The organism is Bremerella alba (assembly GCF_013618625.1).
GTDB classification, from domain to species: domain Bacteria; phylum Planctomycetota; class Planctomycetia; order Pirellulales; family Pirellulaceae; genus Bremerella; species Bremerella alba.
In genome coordinates this window covers 1-24,825 of sequence record NZ_JABRWO010000003.1, presented here as the reverse complement: position 1 = coordinate 24,825, position 24,825 = coordinate 1, and the positions used below count along the sequence as shown (strand labels likewise).

The window sequence follows — 24,825 nt, the reverse complement described above, 5'->3', positions numbered from 1 at the left end:
TTGCTTCGTGAGACTCTTCCCTTTTCGACTGTTCTGGCACACGTTCCAGGACACCGTCGCGATCGTTAATAAGAATCTCATGAAGCATCGGCAGGGTAGCACGGATGTTGTTTCAGCGATTGGCTTCTAAGGTATCCGTTCTTGCTCCAGCGAAGATTAATCTCTTCCTGGAACTGCTTGAGAAACGCCCAGATGGCTTCCATGAGCTGGAAACCATCATGGTGGCTGTCTCGCTGTTCGATCGGCTGGAAGTCACCCCCACCGAGGCAAGTGACCTCATTCTCGATTGTGCGTGGGACTCAGGGCAACTTGCGAGAGCCACGCAACTGGGGCATAGCAGTCAACTACTTGGTGATCTTCCCCCTCAGGATAGCAACTTGGTTTATCGAGCCGTGAAGTTACTTCAGACGGAAGAAAATGTCCCGCACGGTGCAAGAATCGCCCTGCGAAAATGCATTCCTTCCGCATCTGGTTTTGGAGGCGCTTCCAGCGACGCAGCCGCCGCTTTATTCGCCGCAAGTCAGGCATGGAATTTGAATCTGCCAATCGACCGTTTGAGCGAGCTGGCTGCGAAACTAGGAAGTGACATACCGTTCTTTTTTTACGCCGGGCAACTGGGAAGTGGTCAGGCAATCGCCACAGGTCGCGGGGAAAACATTGAACCATTTCCGGGGCGACGACTCGACCTAGTGCTGATCCGTCCTCCCGGAGGCGTTTCAACAGCAGAAGCCTATCGGCGCTGCCAATTACCCGAAGTTCCTGATTCCTCAAACAAATTGCTTGCCAGTCTGAAGTCACATCAAAGCACTTCGATGCCACGCCAACTCACCAATCGACTGACGCGACCTGCTCGAGAAATTTCGACTCGAATCGACCAACTCGCTAAGATTTGCGAACAATTAGACGTGGTTGCCCACCAGATGTCAGGGAGTGGTTCCGGTTACTTCGCCATCTGTCGCAATCGTGTTCACGCTAGGCGCGTTGCCGCCAAGCTTCAAGCCCAGAACGTTGGCATGGTATTTCCAGTGACAACGTGCGGGCTCCAATCGCTGCGAAATTGACGCCGCACACTACGTCCGGGAGTAAGCAACCGTGAAGATCACCGAAGTCCGCATCAAACTGATGGAAGATTCCAGCGATCGGTTGCGTGGATTCTGCTCCATCACTTTCGACGATGCCTTCGTGATTCGTGATTTGAAGATCATCGAAGGTGCCAACGGCCCATTCGTTGCCATGCCTAGTCGAAAACTGACCGGGCACTGCCCAAGTTGTGGCTGCAAAAACCACTTACGAGCGGCGTACTGCAACCAATGTGGCATGAAGTTGAAGCAATCACAAACTGAACGCGGATCGGATCAACGAGCGAAGCTCTACGCGGATATCGCTCATCCGATCAACTCCGAATGCCGCGAGCAAATCCAAACCCACGTCATCGATGAATACCTCAACGAAATCGAAGAGGCAAAGACCCCCGGCTACCGCTCGAAGTATGACGACTACTTCAGCGATGCAGGCGAAGACTACGATCACGATGATGACGACCAGTCCTCGTCTAGTCCTTCGAGGACTAAGAGCGAATCGTCCCCCAAAGAGTCATCCGGTTCGATTGAGCGCAGCGAAAAATCTTCAGAATTAAAGGGGCCTCATACGTCCCCCTCCGATAAATCAAGCTCGTCCAGATCGTCTCGCCCCCATAAATTCGGGGAAGGTATCTTCGAGGATTAACCTCTGGGGCCCTCTTCTTTCGCCTCGGATCGAACCGTTTTAAAATACTCTCCCTGTCCCTCTACTAAGAATATTTAGCCACAGAGGGCACAGAGATCACCGAGAAGAGCCATGGGCGGAAGCCCCTGAAAGGCGTACCCACAGCAGATTCTTAAGCCCTGAAAGGGCAGTCGAATGGTACCAAAGCTCACTCGCGGATCTCCCGACTTAGATTCGTCCGATTAATGTCCAAGGATCTCAGTGCCCCCTGTGGTTAAGAAACACCCGCTTGATAAGGCCCAATTAATGTCGCAGTTCCGCACCGAAAAAGATTCGATGGGGGAAGTTCAGGTTCCCGCTAATGCTTATTACAGCGCTCAAACGCAACGCGCCGTCGAAAACTTCCCGATCAGCGGTTGGACTTTGCCGCCTGCTTTGATCCACGCCATGGGCTGGGTGAAGTATTCGTGTGCGGTTGCCAACCGTGATCTCGGTAAGCTCACCGGTACCGGCAAAAATCCGCTCAGCGATGATCAAGTCAAAGCCCTCTTAGATGCTTGCATCGAAGTCCGCGAAGGAAAGCTTGACGGCGAGTTTCCGATCGACGTCTTTCAGACCGGTAGCGGCACGTCCAGCAACATGAACGTGAACGAAGTGATCAGTAATCGGGCCATCGAAATCATCGGTGGCGACCGCTTGGCCGCGACCAAGCCGATTCACCCGAACGATCACGTTAACATGGGTCAAAGCACCAACGACACGTTCCCCACGGCCATCCACGTTGCCGCCGCAATGCAGATCAAGTTAAGCCTGATCCCTGCCCTGGAAAAGCTACACGCTTCACTAAAAAAGAAAGCTGAGGCCTGGGATAAGATCATCAAGATTGGCCGCACCCACTTAATGGACGCAACACCGCTTCGCTTAGGCCAAGAGTTCGGCGGCTTCGCTCGCCAAGTTGAACTTTCCATCAAACGTGCCAAGATTGCCTTGGAATCGGTCCTCGAACTTCCGGTCGGCGGGACTGCCGTTGGTACCGGCATCAACACCCATCCACAGTTTTCGGAAAAGGTCTGTGCCGCACTCGCGGAAGGTTTGGACATTCCGTTTATTGAAGCCGTCGACCACTTCGAGGCAGCTGCTAATCGCGACGGCCTGGTTCAGTGCCACAGCGAACTAAAAACGATCGCCACGACCATGTTCAACTTTGCCAACAATGTTCGCTGGCTGGGCAGTGGCCCCCGTTGTGGTTTTTATGAGGTCGCACTACCTACGCGACAGCCTGGTAGCAGCATTATGCCTGGCAAGGTAAACCCGGTGATGTGCGAAAGCATGATGCAGGTAACCGCCAAGGTGATCGGCAACGATGGCTGTATGGCACTATCTGGCGCCGCCGGTGGAAACTTCCAGCTGAACATCATGATGCCGGTCATGGGTCACACCGTTCTGGAAAGCATCCATCTATTGGCCAACTCGTGCGACGCGTTCGTCGATTTCTGCGTGGATGAAATGGAAGCGAACGAAGACCAGTGCAACGCGGCTGTGGAACAAAGCCTGTCGATGTGCACCAGCTTGAACCCACTGATCGGCTACGACAAAGCCGCCAAGATGGCCAAGGATGCGTTCGCCAGCGGCAAGACCATTCGCGAACTTGCCGAAGAGCAGGGGGAGATCGAACCAGAGGCCCTCAAGGATGCCCTCGATCCCTGGAAGATGACCTACCCGCACGAGTAACGGCGTGACAGATAGATTCTTCTCCTGATAAAATAGCCCATGTGTCGACATCTCGATGCATGGGCTTTTTCGTTCAAACTACGAAGGGGACACATCCAATGCGAATTCTTTGCTCGCTTCTCGCAGTTTCTATCGTAGGCATGGCCGCTTACTTCGCGTTCGCCCAAGATCAGGAAACACCTAAGCCCCTTTCGTTCGAGTCAAAACTGCTGGAACTGATGAAAGAACGACGGGCAACGCTTCACCAGGCCCTCGAATATCAAAAGGCTCAGTTTCTGCAAGGGACCGTTTCGCTTGAAGACATGTTGAAAACAGAAGTCGCACTGGCTCACGCCGATTTGGAGATTGCCCCGACGCTCGCCGCCCGGCAGATCGTCCACGAGCGACTGATTAAACAATTACGACAACAAGAAGAAGTTGCCCTAGCCAAATTCAAACTCGGTAAGGTAACGCACATGAATGTATTCGATGCCAAATCCGCCCGGCTTCAGGCCGAGATCGATATGCTTAAGGATCGTAGTGAATAACCTTGAGGACCTTTCGTTACAAAAGCGAGAGCCTTTAAGGACGTTAGAACAAACATCAACGGTAAAGATTAACACTTAGAAAAACCTGATGTCACGAACTCCTGCCTCGGAAACGATCTCAGTCGAACTGACACAACAACAAGCTCTTGTCTTGTTCGAGTATCTTCGCCGCTGCGATGAAGAGGAAAGGTACGTCTTTAGGGATCAAGCGGAACAGCGGGCTCTGTGGGATTTGGAGTGCTCATTGCAGTCACAACTTACGGAAGTGTTCGCCCCCAATTACGGTGAACTTTTAAAAGCGGCCTGGGCACAGCTGCGAGATGACAACTAGTCTGATCTATGCCAGGCATCGCCACCTCCATTCTCCCAACATCCTCTCTCATGCTATCATCCCGCCGAATCGCTCTATACCTCTTTCGGTGAACTCGCTAAAGTCGCCGCCGGTCCCCTTAGGCTTTCGGGCCTGTAGCTCGGTTTTTTGTGGCGAGAGTTGCTGTCATGCAGAAGATGCTTTGGCAATCCATTTGGACGTTGCTTGTTCTATTGGCCTGCGTTTCGATAGGCTACGGCCAAGATATCAAGGCCATGGTCACCGAAGCGGCGCAGCTGAGTGATACGGCCGAAAACCAGGACGAACTCACGCGTTTAATCCAAATCTGTGAAGAAGCCAGCCAACTCGAACTCGCTCAGTCTCAAGTCGAGTACTTCACCAAGCTTGAGGCCTGGGCACGCAACAAACGGGGTGAGATCTACGCTGAAACGTCCCTTATGACGGACGATCCCGAGAAAATCCAAAAGCTGGAAGCGGCCGCCCTCAAAGATTTTTCACTGGCCATCAAACAGAACCCTAAGCATTGGCAAGCGATTCACAATCGCGCCTTATCGTATGCCATGTTAGGCCAGACCGAACAGGCTTTGGCCGACCTGAATACAGCGATCCAACTAAACCCCAAATTTGAATCCGCCATCTATAACAAAGCCGAACTGCTGTACGAAGCCAGTCAATTCGTCTCGGCATTGAAAGAGTATCAAACCGTACTGAAGTTAAACCCCAAGGACGTGGGCGCGATGACCGGTCAGGCCCACTGCTTTTATCGACTGGAAAATTACGAAGCGGCCATGGTCGCCTATAATCAGGCCGTCAAACTTACGCCTGAGAACCCATTGGTTCTGGCCAATCGGGCCGACGCCTACAGTGATCTCGGTTATTTCAAAGAGTCGATCCTCGACTATAAGAAAGCCCTTACCCTAGAAAAGGATCTTCCGAGAGCCCAGCAGGGTCTCGCGTGGATTCTGGCTACATGCCCCGACGACACCTACCGCAACCCTGAACTGGCCCTACGATTCGCTAAGGCAGCGGTCACTCAATCCGACGGCCTCGATTTCCGTTATTTCGATACCCTCGCGGCCGCAGAGGCCGCCACCGGGCAGTTCGACGTCGCCAAGCAGCGGGTTGGCGAAGCGATCAAGAAGGCACCGACCTCGGAGAAGCCCTTCCTGCAACATCGGCTTGCCCTCTATGAAAAACGCCAGGCCTATCGCGAACCGAAACGGTAAGTCAGCCCTCTAAAACTCGTAGACCGGTTATGCCAACGAACCGTTCAATAGGCGAAAACACGCTCGTCCATGCTTTCTGAGGGCAGCTCCATTAATAAAAAACGGTGAATTTTCACCTTCCCCATTCGAGGGCCTTGGTATACAAATAGAGAGTCGAGTGGTTAGGGCGATTTGCCATCCCTTAACACTTTGTGATTCCCCATAAGGGACGCAGAGAGCCTTTTGATGGGCACTCGCGAGAGTTAACTATTGGCCAGATAAGCCTTTACAGGGATTTTGTCCCGCGCATTTATGAAGACTATCCATCTTCTCATTCTTCCGACGCGTCGTCCCATTGTTGTGGGACCAGGAATTTCAGCTGCCGCTTAGGCTGACGTTCCCCTCTGGACATGTGCGATGGCTTCTCCTAAGTGACCTAGCAGGAAAAGCCAAAACCAGTAAGATGCTGGATCAATATACTCAGGCTCCGCGAGCCCCCTTTAGGGGAAACTGGGGCCGATGTCCGAGACGAGTCAGCTGCGGTTTTACCGGATTCTGTTTCCGAATTATGGTTCGGGCCATCTCACCTAAAACCACCGAGACGCCTCGAATCTTGTTCGCCTCCTTACACCTGTTTTTTATTTCAATCGTGACATTATGGACCTGAAGAAACTACGAAACATCGGTATTTCGGCTCACATCGACTCCGGTAAGACGACTTTGAGCGAACGCATCCTGTTCTACAGTGGTCGTATCCACAAGATCGAGGAAGTCCGCGGTGGTGGCGATGGCGCGACCATGGACCATATGGAACTGGAAAAAGAACGTGGTATCACCATTACCTCGGCTGCTACCAGCGTCGCGTGGAATGGCTATCCGATCAACCTGATCGATACCCCAGGCCACGTTGACTTTACCGTGGAAGTGGAACGCTCGCTTCGCGTGCTCGATGGTGCCATCCTCGTTCTCTGCTCAGTCGGTGGTGTTCAGGCTCAGTCCCTCACAGTCGACCGCCAGATGAAACGCTACAAGGTTCCACGCCTGGCGTTCATCAACAAGATGGACCGTACCGGTGCCAACCCAGACAGCGTCATCAAGCAGATGCGTGCCAAGCTGGGCGTCGATGCGATCGCCTACCAAGTTCCAATTGGAGCGGAAGATAATTTCAAGGGCGTCGTTGACCTGATCGAAATGGAAGCGATCTACTACGAAGGCGAACAAGGCGTAACGGTCCGCAAGGAAGCGATTCCGGCTGACCTGGAAGAAACCGCGCAGGAAGCTCGCCACGACATGCTCGAAGCGCTGTCGAACTACAGCGACGAGATCATGGAACTGCTTCTGTCCGAAGAAGAAGTGCCCAAAGATTTGATCTACAAGACCACGCACGATGCCGTCGTCGGTCTGCAGATCACCCCAGTCTTCATGGGTACGGCCTACAAGAACAAAGGTGTGCAAACGCTGCTGGACGCAATTGTGCGTTACCTGCCGTCGCCACTGGAAGTGAAGTACAGCGCCAACACCTTCGAAGAATCGGAAGACAAAGTTCCGCTGGCTTGCGATCCCCAAGCTCCGTTTGTGGGCATGGCGTTCAAGATCGTGGAAGATCCGTTCGGTCAATTGACCTTCATGCGAATTTACCAGGGTACGATCGAAAAGGGTCAGCCCTACGTGAATCAGCGTACCGGCAAATCGGAACGTTTCGCCCGTATCGTGCGTATGCACTCCAATAAGCGAGAAGAAATCGATAGTGCAGGGGCAGGCGACATTGTTGCCGTCACCGGTGTCGATTGTGCTTCCGGTGATACGTATGCCAAGGACCGCGAATTTTGCTCGCTGGAAAACATCTTTGTGCCGATCCCGGTCATTAAGATCTCGGTCGCGCCAAAGAGCCGAGACGACAGCGACAAGCTGAGCAAGGCACTGCAGCGTTTCCGCAAGGAAGACCCAACCTTCCACGTGTTCACCGATCCCGAGACGAACGAAACGATCATCGCGGGCATGGGTGAGTTGCACTTGGACGTTTACGTTGAACGTATTCGCCGCGAATACAAGGTGGAAGTCGTCACCGGCCCACCTAAGGTTTCGTACCGCGAAAGCCCAACGCAAATCGTCGATTACAATTACAAGCATAAGAAGCAGACGGGTGGTTCCGGCCAGTTCGCTCACATTGTGGGTAGCATGGAACCAATTCCACAGGATACCGAAGACGCCGAAAACTTCGTCTTTGAAGACAAGATTAGCCAGGGTCGTATTCCCAAGGAATACATCCCAGCCGTCAAGTCAGGCTTTGAAGTTTGCATGGCCAAGGGGCCTTTGGCTGAGTTCCCCGTGGTGGGTATGAAGATCATCTTGAGCGATGGTTCGTACCACGATGTCGACTCGTCCGAAATGGCATTTAAGATTGCCGCCCAAGGCTGCTTCCGTGAGAACTTCATGAAAATGAAGCCAACCTTGCTCGAGCCAATCATGAACGTCGAAGTTGAAATCCCCGAAGCGTTCCAGGGGCCTGTTACCGGCGACATTATCGTCCGCCGTGGAATGGTCAATCAAACCGATATGAATGGTGACACGACGGTCATCCTAGCCGAAATTCCTTTGGCAGCCATGTTCGGTTACGCGACGGAACTTCGCAGCATGACCCAAGGTCAGGGCACGTTCAGTATGGAACTGGGTAGCTACAAGCCAACTCCTTCCCACATTCAGGAAGAAGTGGTTGCCGAACGTAAGAAAGAATTGGAATTGGCGAAGTAAGCACTGCTTGCTCCGTTTTGACATACGAGGCACCCCGTTTAGGTCTTTACACCTTTCCGGGGTGCTTTTTTTGCGCCTGTGGGTAAGAGAAACCAACTTCTCGGGTTGTCACAGATGCGTATTTTGGCGACTTTATTAGAAATCCATTGGGGCTCTGCAAAAGCCTTTTCACCTGGTTATTTCCCGCCGCCTACGGGGGGTCCAGACAGGGCGAAAAGTCGAACCTGACCCACGCTTCCGCCCCTCATCCTAACCCTCTCCCCAAAGGGGCGAGGGGACAAGAGAATCACCCATGAAATTCTTCGCCTTCCATTTGATGCCCTGGGACCGACTTCCTGAGGACTTTTCCGAGAAGTACGATACCGCGTGGACCTGGCTCCCTAACGAAATCTTCGATCCCGAGCACGGCGGCGAACTCTATAACAACTACCTCGATCAGCTCGTCCTTGCTGACCAGCTAGGGTTCGACGGGGTTTGCGTCAACGAACATCACCAGAACGCCTACGGCACGATGCCTAGCCCCAACCTGATGGCATCGATCTTGGCGCGACAGACGAAGAACTGCCGCATTGCCGTGGTGGGAAATGCCATACCCTTCTACGATCCGCCAACCCGCTGCGCTGAAGAATTTGCCATGATCGACTGCATCAGCGGCGGTCGGCTGATCGCTGGCCTCGTTGTCGGTGGCGGTCCTGAATACTACAGCTTCTCGAAGAACCCAACCTTTGCCCGCGAGATGTACCGGGAAGCGTTTGATCTCATCATGCGAGCGTGGACCGAGCCTGGTCCATTCGAGCACTACGGCAAGCATTGGAAGCTGAAGTACGTCAACCCATGGCCACGCCCCATTCAGCAACCGCATCCACCAATCTGGATCCCTGGCGCCGGTAGCCGCGAAACGATTCAGTTCGTGGCTCAGCGTCGGTTCGCTTATATGGGTATTCCCTACTTCCACATGGACTTCTTCCAACGCAACTTCGATATGTTCCGTGATGAATGTGAGAAGTGCGATTACACCACCGACCCGGAACAACTCGGCTGGCTTCTGCCCATCTATTGCGCGGAAACCGATGAACAAGCCTGGGCCGAGTACGAACCGCACCTCTGGTACTTCGTAAAGAAGCTCCTCAAAGGATTGGTCGTGTTTCCGCCAGGCTACACATCGGCCCGCTCGATCGCTGGCATCCAGAAGGGCTTGAAGCAATTCATGAGCACCTGCGAATCCCGCGAAGACATCGAAGCTGGCGGGTACGCCATCGTCGGCAGCCCGGACACGGTTCGCCAGAAGCTTTCAGAGCGTATCAAAAGATTGGGCGTTGGGAACCTGCTAGGCTTGTTCCAACTCGGCACGCTGCCGCACGATATGACCTGCAAGAATATGAAGCTTTTCGCCGAAAAGGTCATGCCTGGCCTCCGCGAAGAACTCGACGTCACCCTCTCCAGCTAGAGACATGATCCTCCCTCCCCACAGGGAAGAGCGCTAGGGCGAGACGCCGACCAAGGTACACGCAATCCACAACCAACCCACTCCGCGCAAGACGCGTTTTATGAAAACAGAAAACAAGACTTTAAATATCGCCGGCAAGAAGACGCAGCTCACCATCCTGGGCGAAGGGCCTCCGCTGCTGTACCTGCACTCGGCCGGGGGCGAGACTGAACCAATCGCGTTTCACAAGAAGTTGGCCGAGAAATACACGGTGTACCTTCCAGCTCATCCAGGATTCGCACTAAGCGAAGGCCTAGATCAGATTCAGGATATCCACGATCTGGCCTGGCATTACGTCGACCTGCTGGGCGAACTGAACCTGGAGAATGTTCCGGTCGTGAGCTATTCGCTGGGTGCGTGGACCGCAGCCGAAGTAAAACTGATTCGTCCCGACCTGATAGGCCCCCTGGTGATGATCGCTGCAGCTGGCTTGCACGTCGACGGGGCTCCCATGGAAGAACTGTTCATTGATAACTTCGACAAGCTACGTGAACTACTTTTCTTCGACTCGAAAAGCCAGCAATCAATCGACCACTTCCCCAGCGACATCAACGACCCACGCATCCTTATGTGGCTACGTGCACGTGAGGCAACGGCACGCGTCGGCTGGAACCCCTACCTGCACGATCCCAAACTGGCGAGTCACCTCCACCGCTTAAGCGGCCCGGTGCAAGTGATATGGGGGCGTCATGACAAGCTTATCCCGCTGGCCCACGGCGAATACTACGCAAAGCATTTGCCCAATGCCAAACTAACCGTCCTGGAAGAGTGCGGGCATATGGTCCCATATGAAAAAATGGACGAAGCTGCAGAGATTGCTTTGGAATTTATTGCCTCAGCTTAAACATACCGATGCATCGGCAGGTTATAGTGCGGAGCCCAACCCAGCGGCAGCGTGACGCCGGTGATCCAGCTGGCTTCTTCGGAGACGAGAAACGCCACCGCGTTGGCCACATCATGAGGAACGCCAACGCCCAGCGGATGACACGCTTCGATATCCTGACGCAGTCGTTCGACTTCCTCGCGGGTGTCGCACTCTTCGGCAAATCGCATGGCCATCGGCGTGGTGACGATGCCAGGGGCAACGGCGACAACACGGATCTTCTTGGGTCCCAGTTCCCATGCCAACGACTGCGTAAAACCGGTCAGGCCGGCCTTGCTGGCACTATAGACCGAGAAGCCAACGCACCCACCCAGCCCCAGAGCCGAAGCGACATTCAGCACAACCCCGCCGGGTGAGGGTAGCAACGGAAGGAAGGCGCGAGTCATGCGTATCGCGCCGGTCAGATTGATATCAAGCAACTCTTGCCATTGACCTTCTTCATAGTCTTCCAGGTTCTGGCAAAGCTCGATGCCCGCATTGTTGATCAGGTAGTCGACCTTGCCGAATTTCTCCTGGGCAGCGGTCTTCAATGCGGCAATTTGCTCGTCGCTGGTAACGTCACAATCTTGATAGAGAAAGGGCGTTTTCTGACGCTCTAGACGTTTGAGAACCCGCCTGGGTTCGTGACGATTCGCAACAACAATTGAGGCCCCTTCTTTCGAGAGACGCTCAACAATCGCTCCACCGATACCACGATCGCTGGCCCCGGTTATCAGGGCAACCTTGCCTTGAAATCTTAGAGAAGTGGAAGCATCTGTCATGCGTGGCTGCCCCTTAGCATCTCCCCTTAACCCTCTCTACAATGGGGCGAGAGACCAGAATGGTTTAATGCTTATTCGCGGGACGGTCGAACCACTTGCGAAGCGTGTTGAAGGTCGTTTCTCGGCCAACCCTGCCGATACTCATCGTCAGCGGGATCTTCTTCGGACAGACGGCTACACAGTTTTGAGCATTCCCACAAACCTGAATGCCTCCTTCTTCGGTCAAAGCGTCGAGCCGCTCACCGGCCATCATCTTTCCGGTTGGGTGCAAGTTAAACAGCACCACCTGACTGATCGCAGCAGGGCCCACAAAGCCATGACTGTAGGCGTCAAGCTTACGCTCCTCAAACTGTTCGTCCGATTCCCCGGAATGCGGCAGTAATTCAATCTTAGAATACTGAGGGCAAGCCTCCACACAGCAACCGCATGTCATGCACTCGCTCAGCGGATAGGCCATCTCCTGATTAGCACGCGACTGGCGTAGCCCTGGCCCTAGATCGTAGTAACCATCCGCTGGAACCCACCCCTTGATCTTTTTGAGCGAGTTGAACATCCGGCTACGATCAACGAACAGGTCGCGCACGATCGGGAACTTGGTCATCGGACGAAGCTCGATCTCGTTGCTGTCCTCTAGAAGCTTATCAACCAAAGCCGAGCAGGACTGGCGAACCTTGCCATTGATCACCATCGTGCAGGCGCCGCACACTTCCTCCAGGCAGCCACAGTCCCAGCAAACCGGAGTGGTCTTTTCGCCGCTGGAAGTCTTTGCCTTGGCGGCGATTCTCTGCAGCACGCTAATCACGTTCAGCTCTGACTCGTAGTCGAGTTCGAACCGCTGCCAATAGCTTGGTTTCCCCGGACCATCCTGGCGAAGGATTTTGACGAAGAACGTTTTCGGCTTATTTTGGGAATGGGCAATCATATTCTTAGCTTTTCAGAATCCAGTTTTCTGTGCCGTAGGTTCGGTCGAAACCGAACAATCTTTTACACATGGGAAGGCGGAAACTAATTGGCAGTGGCGGCTGGATCACCTTGAGCGGCAGCTGCTTCCTGCTTCTTTCTCTTCCGTTCCTTCCAAACATCGCTGATCTGTTCCGCACCAACGAGGCCATACAGGCGAGGCCTCGGTGGCTCGATGCTTGTATCTACTTCTTCGTAGCTGATGCTTACGTCTTTGCCATCGTACGTGGCGATCGTACTCTTGAGAAACTTATCAACGTTCGCCTCAAACTTATCACACCATTGTTCGGCCTGACGGCGATGCTCGGCAGGATTTTCGGCAGTTAGGCCAGGCAATTCGAATTCTGGCTTATAGTGAGCACCTCGGCATTCGTCACGCTGCAAAGCCCCCTTGAGGATAGCCTCCGCGATCGGGAACATGTCCTGCAAAGCCTTGGTAAAGAGCACGTTTTGATTCGACCAATTGCCGGTATCGCTGAGAGAGCACTTCCAGACTCGCTCATTCAGGTCAGCCAGCTTGCCGATGCCTTCGGTGAGCTGCGAATTTTTACGCACCACCGTTGCGACGTTGGTCATCAGATTGCCCAACTCCTGGTGAATCAGGTAAGGGTTCTCATCCCCCTTTTGCTTCAGCAGGCTATCGTGACGCACTTGGTGCTTCTTCACAGCTGCTTCGTACAACGAAGCCGGTTGATCGGCTGCCGACGTCCCTGGTGCCATGCTACCGAGCAGTGTCTCTAAGCCGGGTGCGACGAAAAGCCCTGAGAAGATACAGGACAACAGCGAGTTCGCACCCAAGCGATTGGCACCGTGATAGTGGTAGTCGACTTCGCCAATCGCATACAAGTTCGGAATGTTGGTGACCTGATTAGTCGGCGATCCGGCGACCAAGCCGCCACTAGCTTTCTTTTCGTAATTAGACCACAAACCGCCCATACTGTAGTGCACGGCCGGGAAGATCCGCATCGGCGTGTAGCAAGGATCGACCCCTTGGAACTTCCGATAGATATCGAGAATACCGCCCAGCTTACGATTGAGCTCGCTTGCTTCAATATGCGTTAGATCCAAGTAGACGCACTGGCGATCTTGCTCAACACTGAGGCCACCATTCACGCAGACATCGAAAATCTCGCGTGTGGCAATGTCACGAGGAACAAGGTTGCCGTATTCCGGATAACGTTCCTCCAGGAAGTAGTAACGCTCGGATTCGGGAATGTCTTTCGGGCCCCGAGAATCGTGAGGCGTCTTTGGAACCCAAACACGTCCCCCTTCACCACGGGCCGATTCGCTCATTAGTCGAAGCTTATCGGCACCGGGAATGGCCGTCGGGTGAACTTGAATACATTCGCCGTTACCATACTTAGCACCGGCCTGAACACAGCGACTCGCGGCCGAACCGTTACAGGTCATGCTCATCGTGCTGCGGCCATAGATCAGACCACAACCACCGGTCGCGACCACGACGGCGTCGGCCTTGAAGGAGCGAATCTCCATACTGTAGAGATCTTGAGCAACCGCCCCGACACACGTTCCCTCGTCATTCAGGACAGGTCCGAGGAAGTCCCACATTTCGTACTTCTTGACCATACCCTCGACTTCCCAGCGGCGGACTTGTTCGTCGAGCGCGTAGAGAAGTTGTTGACCGGTGGTCGCCCCGGCGAAAGCCGTTCGCTTGTACAGTGTTCCACCGAATCGACGACGATCGATAAAGCCTTCGGTGGTTCGATTAAACGGAACCCCCAGGCGATCCATCAGGTCGATCACCTTAGGAGCCCACATGGCCATCTCGTACACCGGTGGCTGGTGATTCAAGAAGTCGCCACCGTAGACGGTATCGTCGAAGTGCTTGTACTCGTCGTCGCCCAGTTGGCGCGTCGCGTCATTGACGCTGTTGATTCCCCCCTGAGCACACACACTGTGCGAGCGTTTGACCGGCGTGAGGCTCATCAAATCGACTTTGATGCCTAACTCGGCCAGCTTCATGGTGGCAGCCAGACCGGCCAAACCACCACCGATAACTAGAACTCGCTTCTCTGCCATTCCCGTCCACCTTTGGCTCTTGGATTTTTAATTGGCGGCGTTTCTCTTCCCGGTGTATTAACCGAAATGAGTCGCGTGGCTTTAACGCTTGGATTCGACCTTTGCAGCGTCGTCGGAATCTTCCGCGTGGTAGTATTTTGAATCTTTGGAATGCTTGTGATCGTTCGGCTCGATGTCGCCAATTTCGACCAGAAGTTCGTAGGCCTTGTCTTCTTCTTTGCGGGATTCGGCTATTTTCTCTTGGCTCATCGAGTAGAGTCCGACGATCGAAGTCATGCCCACGACGGCGAGCAATACGAAAAGCACGTTGGCAACCACCTTGGCCCGCTCTTGCGCTTTGGCACTGATCCAGAACCCCCAGGTAATGCCGAAGGTGAATAGGCCATTGCAGAAGTGGAACGTGATTGCCAAGACACCGATAGCGTAAAGAATTGGCACAATAATCGAGGCCTGCATCGCTTCGGCCCCACTACTTGCTGCGTTGTAAGGGGAAAACTGGGCACCGAATAGCGGATGAGCAATGTTATTCACCCAAAAGCTGGCATGAATCCAACCATGCATGTGAAACACGTGCCAGGCAATAAAGAGGAACGCAATCAGCCCTGTTGCCCGCTGCATCGTATAGCGGAAGTTGCTGTTATAGGGATAGTTTTGCGTATTGGGGTTGCCATCTTTTGTGATGATCAACCCATAGACGCCATGGAAAATGATCGGCAGAAAAATGAACGCCCACTCGACCAGCGGCAACAATGGCCCCAAGGCGTGGATATGGAACACCAACCGCTGAAAAAGAAGCGGCGACGCAAAGACACTGGCGTTCACCGAAAGGTGCATCACCATGTAGGCACCGATAGGAACAAGGCCGGTCAAAGAATGCAGGCGACGCAACAGAAACTCGTTGCGCTGTAAAAAACTAGGTGCCGAGCTCACCACAGACCCTTTCCCAAATCGAAACCTCGCTGGTAGGGCGAGATATCGCTTACAAGTGTTGTCTTCAGATCGCTTTTTGGCGCAATCAGCGCCCTTCGGCCGCTACTCCGACCATCCATCGAAGAGGGCCGCTCGCATGCCACAAGTTATAGCGGAATCACGACTTAGTTATAAGTACCCCTGTATTAAGAGACCGAAAATCTAAGGTAGTATCAACATTGCTGATAAAGCGGGCAACTTTCCTTCACTGTCCTGTCATATTGGCAGGCAACGAGCAGGGACAGACTGTTTAAAACTTTGAAAAAGGCTAGATGCTTGCCTATTTCACACGTATTTACCGCATCTGATCGATCAGTCTTGCAACGGTAAGGCTTTCTAGCCAAAAATGGGAACTACATTTGCATGTTGAAGCGTCAAAGGTTTTGTCCTGCCAACACGTTACGCGTGCGTAGCGACTTAGTGCCATGCGAAATTCTGAACATCCAACCATGCTGATCACCGATGACGATCGCGCTTTCCGCGAGACGATGGCGGAGGTGTTCGCGCGTCGCGGGTTTGAGCCGATCTTGGCGGCCAACGGCGAAGAGGCAATCCACGTGGCTCAGGGAACTACGGTTCACGTCGCACTATTCGATTTTCATATGCCTGAGAGAACAGGCTTGGAATCGATTACGGCCTGTCGCAGCCTGGGAATCAACATCCCTTACATTCTTCTAACCGGCGGCCTCGACCAGGCCATCGCCACCCAGGCAGAAAGTGTGGAAATATTCTCTCTGCTTGAGAAGCCAGTCAGCATTCAGATTGTGACCGGCGTGGTGAAAGATGCGATGGCAAGCCATTACCCGTGGTACGAAGCAGGGCGTTGAACCAGGCACTGCTTCTGCGTGTAGCAGAATAAGAATGATAGTTGGCCAGGGGCAGTTCGCCCGAGCCAACTCATCCTTTTAAGAGTAGTATTGCTACTAGATTCCCTGGTCGACTGAACCTGCTGGGGGAATATCGTCTGAGTTAATTTCCTTAGGCGTTCCATGCCGCTTCACTTCCGTGCCGGGCACAATTCTTGGACCGTCTGCGGTTTCTTCGATAACTCGTGTTAATTCTGCTGCGTCGACCACCTCTAGTTCCATCAATCGCTCTGTTAGAGAAACGAGGGCGGCCCGACGATCTTCCATCATCTCTTTGGTGCGTTTCAGGAGTTCGTCGATGATGCGTTTGATCTCCAGATCGATCTCACGGTAAGTTTCTTCACTGTGCGAGCGGGCTCGCTCTTCTGACTGTTCGGCAATGAAAGCCGAACGCCCGCTCGCTCGGAAGTTAACCCGTCCTAAGCGACTCATGCCAAAGTCGGTAACCATGCTCCGAGCGATCTCCGTGGCCCGTTCAAGATCGTTTTGAGCACCGGTCGAGATCTCTTCGTAGACCATTTCCTCGGCAAGCGTCCCAGCAAGCAACACTTGAATTCGGCTTTCCAGTTCGCTTTGCGTCATCAAAAAGCGATCTTCGGTCGGCCGCTGCATCGTATAACCGAGCGCCGCCAATCCACGTGGAATGATCGAGACTTTGTGCACCGGGTCAGTATTGGGAAGGCAATAGGCCACCAGTGCATGACCGCTTTCGTGATAGGCCACCCGAAGCTTTTCGTCTTCGTGCATCACGCGTTGCTTCTTCTCAAGGCCGGCGGTAACGCGTTCGACCCCTTCGTCGAACTCTTCCATGCCTACGGCGGATTTACCCTTGCGAGCGGCAAGCAGCGCGGCCTCGTTGACCAAGTTTGCTAGATCGGCACCGGAGAACCCTGTGGTGATTGCGGCCACACTTTTTAAGTTAACCGTATCATCCAACTTTACGCTTCGAACATGGACACGCAGAATATCTTCACGGCCGCCTGCGTCTGGCCTGTCGACTAGTACCTGTCGATCAAATCGGCCAGGACGGAGCAGGGCAGGGTCCAGCATTTCCGGACGATTTGTTGCGGCGATGATAATGATCCCGGCGTTCGCTTCGAAGCCATCCATCTCGACAAGCAGCGCATTGAGCGTTTGTTCCCGTTCGTCATGCCCGCCGACAATTCCGCCGCCACGAGCCTTACCCAACGCATCCAACTCGTCGATAAAGATGATACAGGGGCTTTTCGCCGCCGCTTGTTGAAACAAGTCACGCACGCGAGCAGCACCGACGCCCACGAACATTTCAACGAAGTCGCTTCCGCTCATACTGAAGAACGATACACCTGCCTCGCCTGCGATTGCTTTGGCTAGAAGAGTCTTACCTGTTCCAGGAGGGCCAACCAGCAGTACCCCTTTGGGAATACGTCCGCCGAGTTCCTGATACTTTTCAGGTGAGCGAAGAAAGTCGACGATTTCTTTCACTTCGTCCACAGCTTCTTCAATGCCGGCGACATCTTCAAAGCTAATATTTAGATCGTCTTGCATGTGCAACTTGCCACGACTTCGTCCGAACGCGATCGCACTGCCTGTCCCACCGATCCGACGAATCATGAAGTAACAGAACGCAATCCCTAGACCAATCATCAGCAGTGGACCGCCGTAGATTTCAAAGAAGTTGGGCGGACCGGTCGCTTTGTAGTCGGTGAATCCCACCTCGTCGAGCATCGATTGAATCTTGCCCGCAGCATTTTCGCTGCGAACCAAGTAGGTCACGATCTTCTGACCGTCAGTCTTTGCTTTGCTGGGGTCTTCGCTATCGTTGTTGTAGCGATCCACCACGGCCGTGACCGAGCTTGGCCCAATTTCGACATTTCTTAAATTCGAGTAGCGGATACTGGAAACTTTGCCATCGCTATCTTTTCGCTTGACGGTTAAACCAGGCTCGACACCTTCGTTCGGCTTGTCGTCAATCGAAGCAATCAACTTCTCTAGATCTGGCTGGGCCAGTTCTTCGGTCCCTGATTGCAATAGGTACATGGCGACCAAAAACACGACCGCCCCGGCCACCAAGATGTACCATAGATTGCCGGAATTTCCTTTATCGCCTCTCCGTTTGGGAGATTCGTCGTTGTTATCCATTGGCTTTCGCTTGGTTTCTGTAGATTTTTCGGGCTGCCCAGCGTCTCACGCTGCCTCGTGGGAATCTCATAGTATACCGGGCAAGTCCCTACGACCATCTTCGCCATCTGGCAAAACTAGACAAGCTGCTAGCTCTCGGCCGGAGGATACGGGCTGGTCCGGTTTTGACGACAGCCTGGACAACAATGCTCACTGACAACCTCTGCTGGAGGGTGCGTAGCGTATAAATCCGACCACCCGTTGGCCGCCACCAATTTAACAGAAGTAGTGATCATGTCGATTCTGGTGACCGAAGATGAGATCACTTCCAATTGCACGGAGGAACAAGAGCCTGCATCGAGAAGCAAGCTCTAAAGAACGGGCAATATCTTTCCATCGACATGTAAGCGACTGACGGCAACGTAACTGTCGGGTTTATAGCAGAAGCCACGGATAACCACTTGGCTACCGTAGTGGAGGGCTGGATGGCGTTCGCGTAACGGAATTGTTGTACTGCGGATCGAAGTACCAATACATGCCGCCTGGGCTTGAGATATCTCGCAACCACTGCCGCTGCGTCGGCATACGGGCATTCTGCATTAACGCATAGATATCGCTGATGACTGTCGTGTTGTCGCCATAATAGGCATGTCCCATCAAACTGGTATCAATTTGAGTGACATCGATGGTATCGATGCCATTGAGAATCAGTATGTTAGCTCCGACGTCGCCTGCTCTCGGATACCCGTTGACTGCCCGAGAGGCGATCAGGGCCAAGTCGTTCTGCGAGGCGTAAAGCGTAACATGCTGGGACAGGCCAGCGAGATTGGGAGCGATCTTCTCTTGGAAAACACGCGCGTCGACGTCGGGTGCTGCCAAAATGACTTCATTAAAGATCTTCTGATTCAGTTGAAGGTCTTGCGCCAAAGACTCCACCGCAGCACCAAAAGCCCGGTTCCCCATGCTATGCGCAATAAGGTGCACCGACTGTGCACCGCTGTGTTGATGTACTTTTAGTAAGAATTCTTTCAGATGGGACGCTGTCCAAAACGAGTTACCACGATCGGTGACATAACCGAGTAATTCCCCCTGCGATGGCCAACTGAAAAAAACAGGGGCCCCGCGGAAATCCAGGTCATGGGCAATCTGAGCTGTACGCCTGGCCGCGTCTTCAAAGGTAACATTAAAGCCATGGATGAAGATTAGAAGGTCATGGTTGGGAGACTCTTCAACACGCAGCTTAAGCATGTTGAAGAATTCTTGCTCCTCCTTTGACTTCACTTCCATCAACATGACATGGTCTTCGGGCTTCTCTTCAAATTCCCAGTGCACGACCGAAGGAGATTCGAGCTGACCGGCCTGATGCGATTTAGGAATACTGACCTTACAGGTTCCTAGCTCCAAGTCGCCCTGCTCTTTGCCATAAACGACGGAGTCGTTCGAGAGAAAACGATCGAACTTGTGGTACTGCACCCAACCTTCTTGCCCGACAACAACTGCTCCGGTCACGGCAACTACCACGGTCAGCCCAGCAACAATGTACTGCTTGAATTTCGTGAGCAGCAACGCGACCGCAATTCCTAAGATCATGCAAGTAATCGCGGGCAGGAGCGCATGAAACTTATGCGGTAGCACTCCGCCAGGCCATAACATGGGCGCACGGTCGGTTCCATAGAACACCTCGACGACATCGAACGGATCATCGCTCGGGGCCTCTGCTTGCATCGGTACAGGTTCCGGCTCTGCGGCCATGGGCTGCATTTCGGCGGGTGCCTGCATCATCCTGGGTTGCAATGGCGGAGCTTGCATGGCTTGAGGTTGCTGCATCTCCAACGGCATTGCCTGAGGCTGAGAATACGGACTCATTCTCGGAGCCGTACTTCGTTGCAGATTCGGAGAACTGTCAGAGGCTTGAGGTGACAAGCTTCGGGGGGCATATTGTGGCTGAGGAGCAGCCCCCGATGGCTCGGAATAACCGAACCTGACGTCTGGCTCAGCCTTCGGTGCGCCACCCTGGGGAACCAAATGAGGTTCGACCATCTCTGGCGCGAACGCCGGCTGCTGATGCATAGGTGCCGGATCTTGTACGGGCGCAACTACGGTAGGACCAGAAGGCTCGACATACGGAGCGTCATCCGGGCCTCCCGATGCAACCTCTTGCTCTCCTTTATCCTGTGCGCATCCCAGGACGATTGCTAGTAGAAATAGGCTTAGTGAAACCGCTTCCATATAGCGAAGAATTGACGGAGAGTACTTAGCTTGCTTTGCGTTATTGGACATGGTCCAACCCCCTATTCGCATCCATGCATCCAGCCCACTGTCTGGTCAGAGTGGGGGTGAATCTTAACGGCGTTCCCGAAGCGGCAAAAGATCGATTTCTTCACAGTAAGGATGATTAAGATCAACTCAAAATGTATTGACCTCTGACGCTAAAACGTTGCTAATTGGTTACTTACGGTCTAGAAACAAGTTAGACGCACAAAATGAGTAATGCCCGAAAACGGTAAAAACCATTTCCTGGCCCAATTCGTCTAAGTCTGAGATAAAGAATCTAGTCGCGACACTCTTCTCTCCTTTAGCCCCAGGGACTCTCTGATGTTGCCGCTATCTCGACCGCTGGCATGGACGTTCGTATTTGCGTTATGCCTGCCTGCAATCGCAACAGCTACGGAAATTGATGTCGCAGAAGCAACCAGCGTCGATGAAACGCTTTACGCCCTGGCCCCGATTACAATTCGAGATGCCCTACAAGATCGCGATTACGACGAAGCGATTCAGCGGATTGATGCGGAACTAGCGAATGACGAAGGCGACAAAGAGCAACTGCTCTATCTCAAGGGCCGAGCATTACATTTCGCCAAAAAATACGAAGATGCTGTACGGGTCTTCGAAGAACAATTGAAACGATTCCCTGACTCTAAGTGGTCGCGCAAAGCCCAATTTGGCATTGGCTTAGCACATGCACGACGAGGAGACTATCGCAGTGCCGAGGTGGCCTATCGCGAACAAGCCCGCTACTTACTATCACTCGATCGTAAAGAGGAAGTCGCTGAAATTTACCTCACTCTTGCCAGCGCAGCCTACCAGTGTGGCGAGGAAACGAATGACAACAACGAATATTCCAAGGCATTGCAGTTTTACCAAAAAGCTCTGGAAGTCGGTCCCAAGCCCAAAACACGGGACAACGTTAATCTCCAAATCGCTCGCAGTCAGAAGCACCTGGGCCGCCATGGAGATGCGATTAACGTCTACGCGACCCTAGTCGCCGATAGCACGGATCGCCCCATAAAACTTATCGCCCGCTATGAGTTAGGGGATCTCTATCTGCAAGCAGGACAGCATGCAGCAGCGAGGAAGACCTGGGAAGATCTTCTTGCCGTGCATCCAGATGAAGACTCAAAGCTTCTCCCCAAAGCAGCGTTTCGTTTGGCAGAAACGTACCACTTTCCCAATCCACCGTCCGAGCAAGATTTAGAACTCGGTGTTGCAGAATTGGAAGAGTATTTGACCAAGTATCCTGAGCACGAAAGTGTTCCAGAGGCCCATTTCCAACTCGCTCGTGCTTTCTCAAGTCGCGGTCGCGGAGACGACGCAGTGCAAGCCCTGCAGTCGTTCCTAAAGATTGAGCAGTATGCCAACACCGACGCCTACGCGGACGCACGATTCCTATTGGGATCGATCTATGCTCAACAAAACAAGTTCGATGAAGCGATCACGTCGTGGAGCGAATACCTTTCCAAACACCCCACACACTCGAATTGGAGCGAGGCCCAAAAGCGGATTATCAATACCCAGTATCAAAAGGCTGAGTTCGCCTATGCCGAAGAGAACTACGACGAGGCCCGAAAGCTGTGGCGTGAATTCCTGGTGAAGTATCCAGTCGACTCGCGTGCACAGCAGATTCAATTTCGCATTGGCGAGAGCTTTCATCAACAGAAAAACTGGCCCGAAGCGATCTCGGCGTGGCAGCAATTGGCTAGTAAATTTCCGGGATCACAGATAGCCGCCCAAGCAAAGTACAACATCGCGCTGACTACAGAGCAGAAGCTAGGAAAATTATCCGAAGCGATCGAGCTTTATAAAGAGCTCGCCAAGACGCCTTTGGCTTCCCAAGCTCAGCAGCGCATTACCCTTCTCACCGGCGAGCAGTTGGAAATCGCGACGCTGAGTAAGTTTCGCTCAAACCAAAAGCCATCGATCCAACTGAAAACACGGAACCTCGAAAAGGTGACCGTGCAGATCTATCCGATCGATCTCGAAACCTACTTCCGGAAAATGCAAACGACCGGCGGCATCGAAAGTCTCGACATCGCCCTGATCGATCCGGCCGAAAGCTTCACCTTTGAAGTGCCCAAATATGAAAAGTATCGCCTCGACACGCACAACGTCGAGATCCCGATCCCCCTTGCCGGAGAACAAGACGATGACAAGGTGACTGAGGCAGGGGTCGTTGCCGTTACCGTCACGGGCGCAACGAAAGAGTCAACCACCGTCGTGCTACAGAGCGATTTGGACATGATCGTCAAGAGTTCGCGTGACGAGGTATTTGTCTACGCTCAAAACATGAAGACAGGTAAGCCTTGGGGCGATGTTCGTCTTTTAATGTCTAACGGCAGCGAGGTCTTTGCCGAAGCGACCACAGGGGAGGATGGCGTTTTTCGCGCGAGTCGTGACGAGCTTCACAGCTCTGGTGATATCCGCGTGCTGGGCGTAATACAGGGACATTCGGCCGCCAACATTGTGAACCTGAGTGGACTCGATGCGGCCCGTGGACTCAAACGGCGCGGATACCTGTACACCGATCGCCCCGCGTATCGCCCTGGTCAGCTCGTACATGTCCGCGGAATTATTCGGCATGTGCAAGACGACCGCTATACGGTCCCCTCTGGAGAAACCTACCAACTAGAAGTACTCGACCCGCGGGGCCGTTCCCTCCTTTACCGTGAAGTAAAGCTATCCGATTTTGGTTCCGCAGGCGGTCACTTACTGCTTCCAAGTGAGTCGCCGGTTGGTTCTTATCAAGTTGTGATGAAGTCGATCAAGGACAAAGAAGAGGCCTACTACGGCAACTTTCAGGTCGCTGAATTCCAACTGCCGCGAATCTTCCTTGAGATCGACACCGAAGAAGACGTTTACTACCGGGGCGAGGTCGTCAAGGGAACGATCACCGCAAAATACTACCACGGCGATCCGGTCATCAGTCGCAACTTGCAATACTTCCTGGATGGCAAGCAAATCGAAGCGCAAACCAACAAAAAGGGGCAGGTCGAATTTGAGCTACCAACCCGTGATTTGCGAGATTCAAAGGTGGTGCAGATTCAAGCTCGGATGCCTAGCGAGAATGCTTCAACCGCCAAGAGTGTATTCATCTCGGCAGTTGGCTTCACGATCAATGCCTCGATCGTTCGCGATACTTACTTGAGCGGCGAGTCGTTCGATGTTTCTGCAAGCGTGAAAGACCTGGAAGGCGAACCTCTCGAGACCGACCTAACGCTTTCGGTTATGCGCTTAGCCAGCGATCAGCCAGGCCAAGCTCAGGAAGTGCTCGTGGCGAAGCATGAGTTGAAGTCTAACGAAAAAGGAGAATCACGACATACACTAACGCTTGAAAAGGGAGGACGCTACATCCTGCGTTTTGCTGGCGTCGATCGATTTAAACACGAGATTTCCACTCAAACAGCGGTAAATATCTCCGACGAGAACGACCGTATTCGGCTGCATATTCTGGCGGACCGACATCTGCTTAAGTCAGGCGAAAAGGCGGCGATCGATGTTCACTGGCGAGGTGAACCAACGATCGCCTTAGTCACGTTCGAGGGTTCGAAGATCCTCGACTATCGCCTGGTGCAATTAAAGTCCGGCAAAAATGCGCTGAAGTTCGACGTCGACACGTTCTTAGCGCCCAACTTTCAACTCGCGATAGCCGCGATGACGGATGCGCGGAAAAACGAGAAACTTGAAGGCAATCAATCACCTATCCGTTTTCACACTGCGGTAAGCATTTTCCAGGTCGAGCGAGATCTTCGTATCGAGCTGAAGCTACCCAAGAATGCTCGACCTGGAGACACCGTTAAAGCCGAGTTGAAGACAACAGACGCACTAGGCAATCCGCTTCCGGCTGAATTGAGTCTAGCCCTGGTTGAAAAGAGCCTTCTCGATCAATTCCCGCCCAACTGGACTAACCCCAGTATGTTCTGGCAAGGCAATCCGCGTGTTTTTGCCATGAGGGCAACCTCCAGCATCGACTTCCATTATCAGCCAACCACAGAAGAAATTGACGAGCAACTACTAGCGGAAGCAGAGCGACTGGATGCGGTCGAGGAAATACGTCTCGAACTGAGCGACTTCAGTCGAGCAGGCATGCGCGACTTCGACGGTGCCGCGAACGGTGATCAATTCGGCGACTCTCCCAATGGCAACGATCCGTTTGCCCCCTCTTCGAATACCGAGACGGATGAATACGGCATGAATGCCAACGCGGGGGGCATCGGGGGCAGTGGTGCCTATGGAG

17 protein-coding genes are annotated in these 24,825 nt (G+C 53.3%); 11 read left to right on the top strand and 6 right to left on the bottom strand.

Going from position 1 to position 24,825, the window contains the following annotated elements; genetic code table 11:
• Positions 1-104: 104 nt before the first annotated feature.
• The 9 genes from ispE to HOV93_RS05780 all read left to right on the top strand — a co-directional run bounded on the left by ispE (position 105) and on the right by HOV93_RS05780 (position 10,579).
• A complete protein-coding gene (gene ispE, locus HOV93_RS05820; RefSeq protein ID WP_207395543.1) occupies positions 105-1,061 on the top strand; it encodes a 4-(cytidine 5'-diphospho)-2-C-methyl-D-erythritol kinase in 957 nt (318 codons plus the stop codon).
• A 31-nt stretch (positions 1,062-1,092) separates the two neighbouring features.
• On the top strand, positions 1,093-1,725 hold the full coding sequence (locus HOV93_RS05815; protein WP_207395542.1) for a SpoVG family protein: 633 nt from the start codon (positions 1,093-1,095) through the stop codon (positions 1,723-1,725).
• 285 nt (positions 1,726-2,010) lie between these two features.
• On the top strand, positions 2,011-3,435 hold the full coding sequence (locus HOV93_RS05810) for a class II fumarate hydratase (protein ID WP_207395870.1): 1,425 nt from the start codon (positions 2,011-2,013) through the stop codon (positions 3,433-3,435).
• 98 nt (positions 3,436-3,533) lie between these two features.
• Entirely contained in the window at positions 3,534-3,962 is a 429-nt protein-coding gene (locus HOV93_RS05805) for a hypothetical protein (RefSeq protein ID WP_207395541.1), read from the top strand.
• An 88-nt stretch (positions 3,963-4,050) separates the two neighbouring features.
• Positions 4,051-4,293, top strand: a complete 243-nt coding sequence (locus HOV93_RS05800) for a hypothetical protein (RefSeq protein ID WP_207395540.1) — start codon at positions 4,051-4,053, stop codon at positions 4,291-4,293.
• A 167-nt stretch (positions 4,294-4,460) separates the two neighbouring features.
• A complete protein-coding gene (locus tag HOV93_RS05795) occupies positions 4,461-5,519 on the top strand; it encodes a tetratricopeptide repeat protein (RefSeq protein ID WP_207395539.1) in 1,059 nt (352 codons plus the stop codon).
• A 636-nt stretch (positions 5,520-6,155) separates the two neighbouring features.
• Positions 6,156-8,249 carry an elongation factor G gene (fusA, locus tag HOV93_RS05790; RefSeq protein ID WP_207395538.1) on the top strand — a complete coding sequence of 698 codons (2,094 nt, stop codon included), beginning with the start codon at positions 6,156-6,158 and terminating at the stop codon, positions 8,247-8,249.
• Positions 8,250-8,541: 292 nt separating this feature from the next.
• Complete coding sequence (locus tag HOV93_RS05785; protein WP_207395537.1) at positions 8,542-9,696, top strand: LLM class flavin-dependent oxidoreductase; 1,155 nt, start codon at positions 8,542-8,544, stop codon at positions 9,694-9,696.
• A 100-nt stretch (positions 9,697-9,796) separates the two neighbouring features.
• Positions 9,797-10,579, top strand: coding sequence for an alpha/beta fold hydrolase (locus HOV93_RS05780; protein ID WP_207395536.1), 783 nt, complete (start codon positions 9,797-9,799; stop codon positions 10,577-10,579).
• Here the strand turns inward: HOV93_RS05780 and HOV93_RS05775 are convergent.
• The 4 genes from HOV93_RS05775 to HOV93_RS05760 form a co-directional block, all read right to left on the bottom strand.
• Positions 10,576-11,379: an SDR family NAD(P)-dependent oxidoreductase gene (locus HOV93_RS05775; RefSeq protein ID WP_207395535.1), complete on the bottom strand. Its 804-nt coding sequence runs from the start codon at positions 11,377-11,379 to the stop codon at positions 10,576-10,578. The genes HOV93_RS05780 and HOV93_RS05775 overlap by 4 nt on opposite strands.
• 64 nt (positions 11,380-11,443) lie before the next feature.
• Complete coding sequence (gene sdhB / locus HOV93_RS05770; RefSeq protein ID WP_207395534.1) at positions 11,444-12,301, bottom strand: succinate dehydrogenase iron-sulfur subunit; 858 nt, start codon at positions 12,299-12,301, stop codon at positions 11,444-11,446.
• Between the two features lie 83 nt (positions 12,302-12,384).
• Positions 12,385-14,379, bottom strand: a complete 1,995-nt coding sequence (sdhA, locus tag HOV93_RS05765) for a succinate dehydrogenase flavoprotein subunit (RefSeq protein WP_207395533.1) — start codon at positions 14,377-14,379, stop codon at positions 12,385-12,387.
• An 81-nt stretch (positions 14,380-14,460) separates the two neighbouring features.
• On the bottom strand, positions 14,461-15,309 hold the full coding sequence (locus HOV93_RS05760) for a succinate dehydrogenase cytochrome b558 subunit (RefSeq protein ID WP_315853357.1): 849 nt from the start codon (positions 15,307-15,309) through the stop codon (positions 14,461-14,463).
• A 464-nt stretch (positions 15,310-15,773) separates the two neighbouring features.
• Between HOV93_RS05760 and HOV93_RS05755 the strand changes: the two genes are divergently transcribed.
• Complete coding sequence (locus tag HOV93_RS05755; RefSeq protein ID WP_207395531.1) at positions 15,774-16,175, top strand: response regulator; 402 nt, start codon at positions 15,774-15,776, stop codon at positions 16,173-16,175.
• Positions 16,176-16,271: 96 nt separating this feature from the next.
• Here HOV93_RS05755 and ftsH read toward each other — a convergent pair whose 3' ends face one another.
• Together ftsH and HOV93_RS05745 are read right to left on the bottom strand one after the other, a co-directional pair.
• Positions 16,272-18,335: an ATP-dependent zinc metalloprotease FtsH gene (gene ftsH, locus HOV93_RS05750; protein WP_207395530.1), complete on the bottom strand. Its 2,064-nt coding sequence runs from the start codon at positions 18,333-18,335 to the stop codon at positions 16,272-16,274.
• A gap of 444 nt (positions 18,336-18,779) precedes the next feature.
• Positions 18,780-20,594 (bottom strand): alpha/beta hydrolase, encoded by a 1,815-nt coding sequence (locus tag HOV93_RS05745; RefSeq protein WP_207395529.1) that lies wholly within the window; start codon positions 20,592-20,594, stop codon positions 18,780-18,782.
• A gap of 315 nt (positions 20,595-20,909) precedes the next feature.
• Between HOV93_RS05745 and HOV93_RS05740 the strand changes: the two genes are divergently transcribed.
• The coding region (locus tag HOV93_RS05740) for a DUF6340 family protein (protein WP_207395528.1) at positions 20,910-24,825 on the top strand (3,916 nt) is incomplete at its 3' end.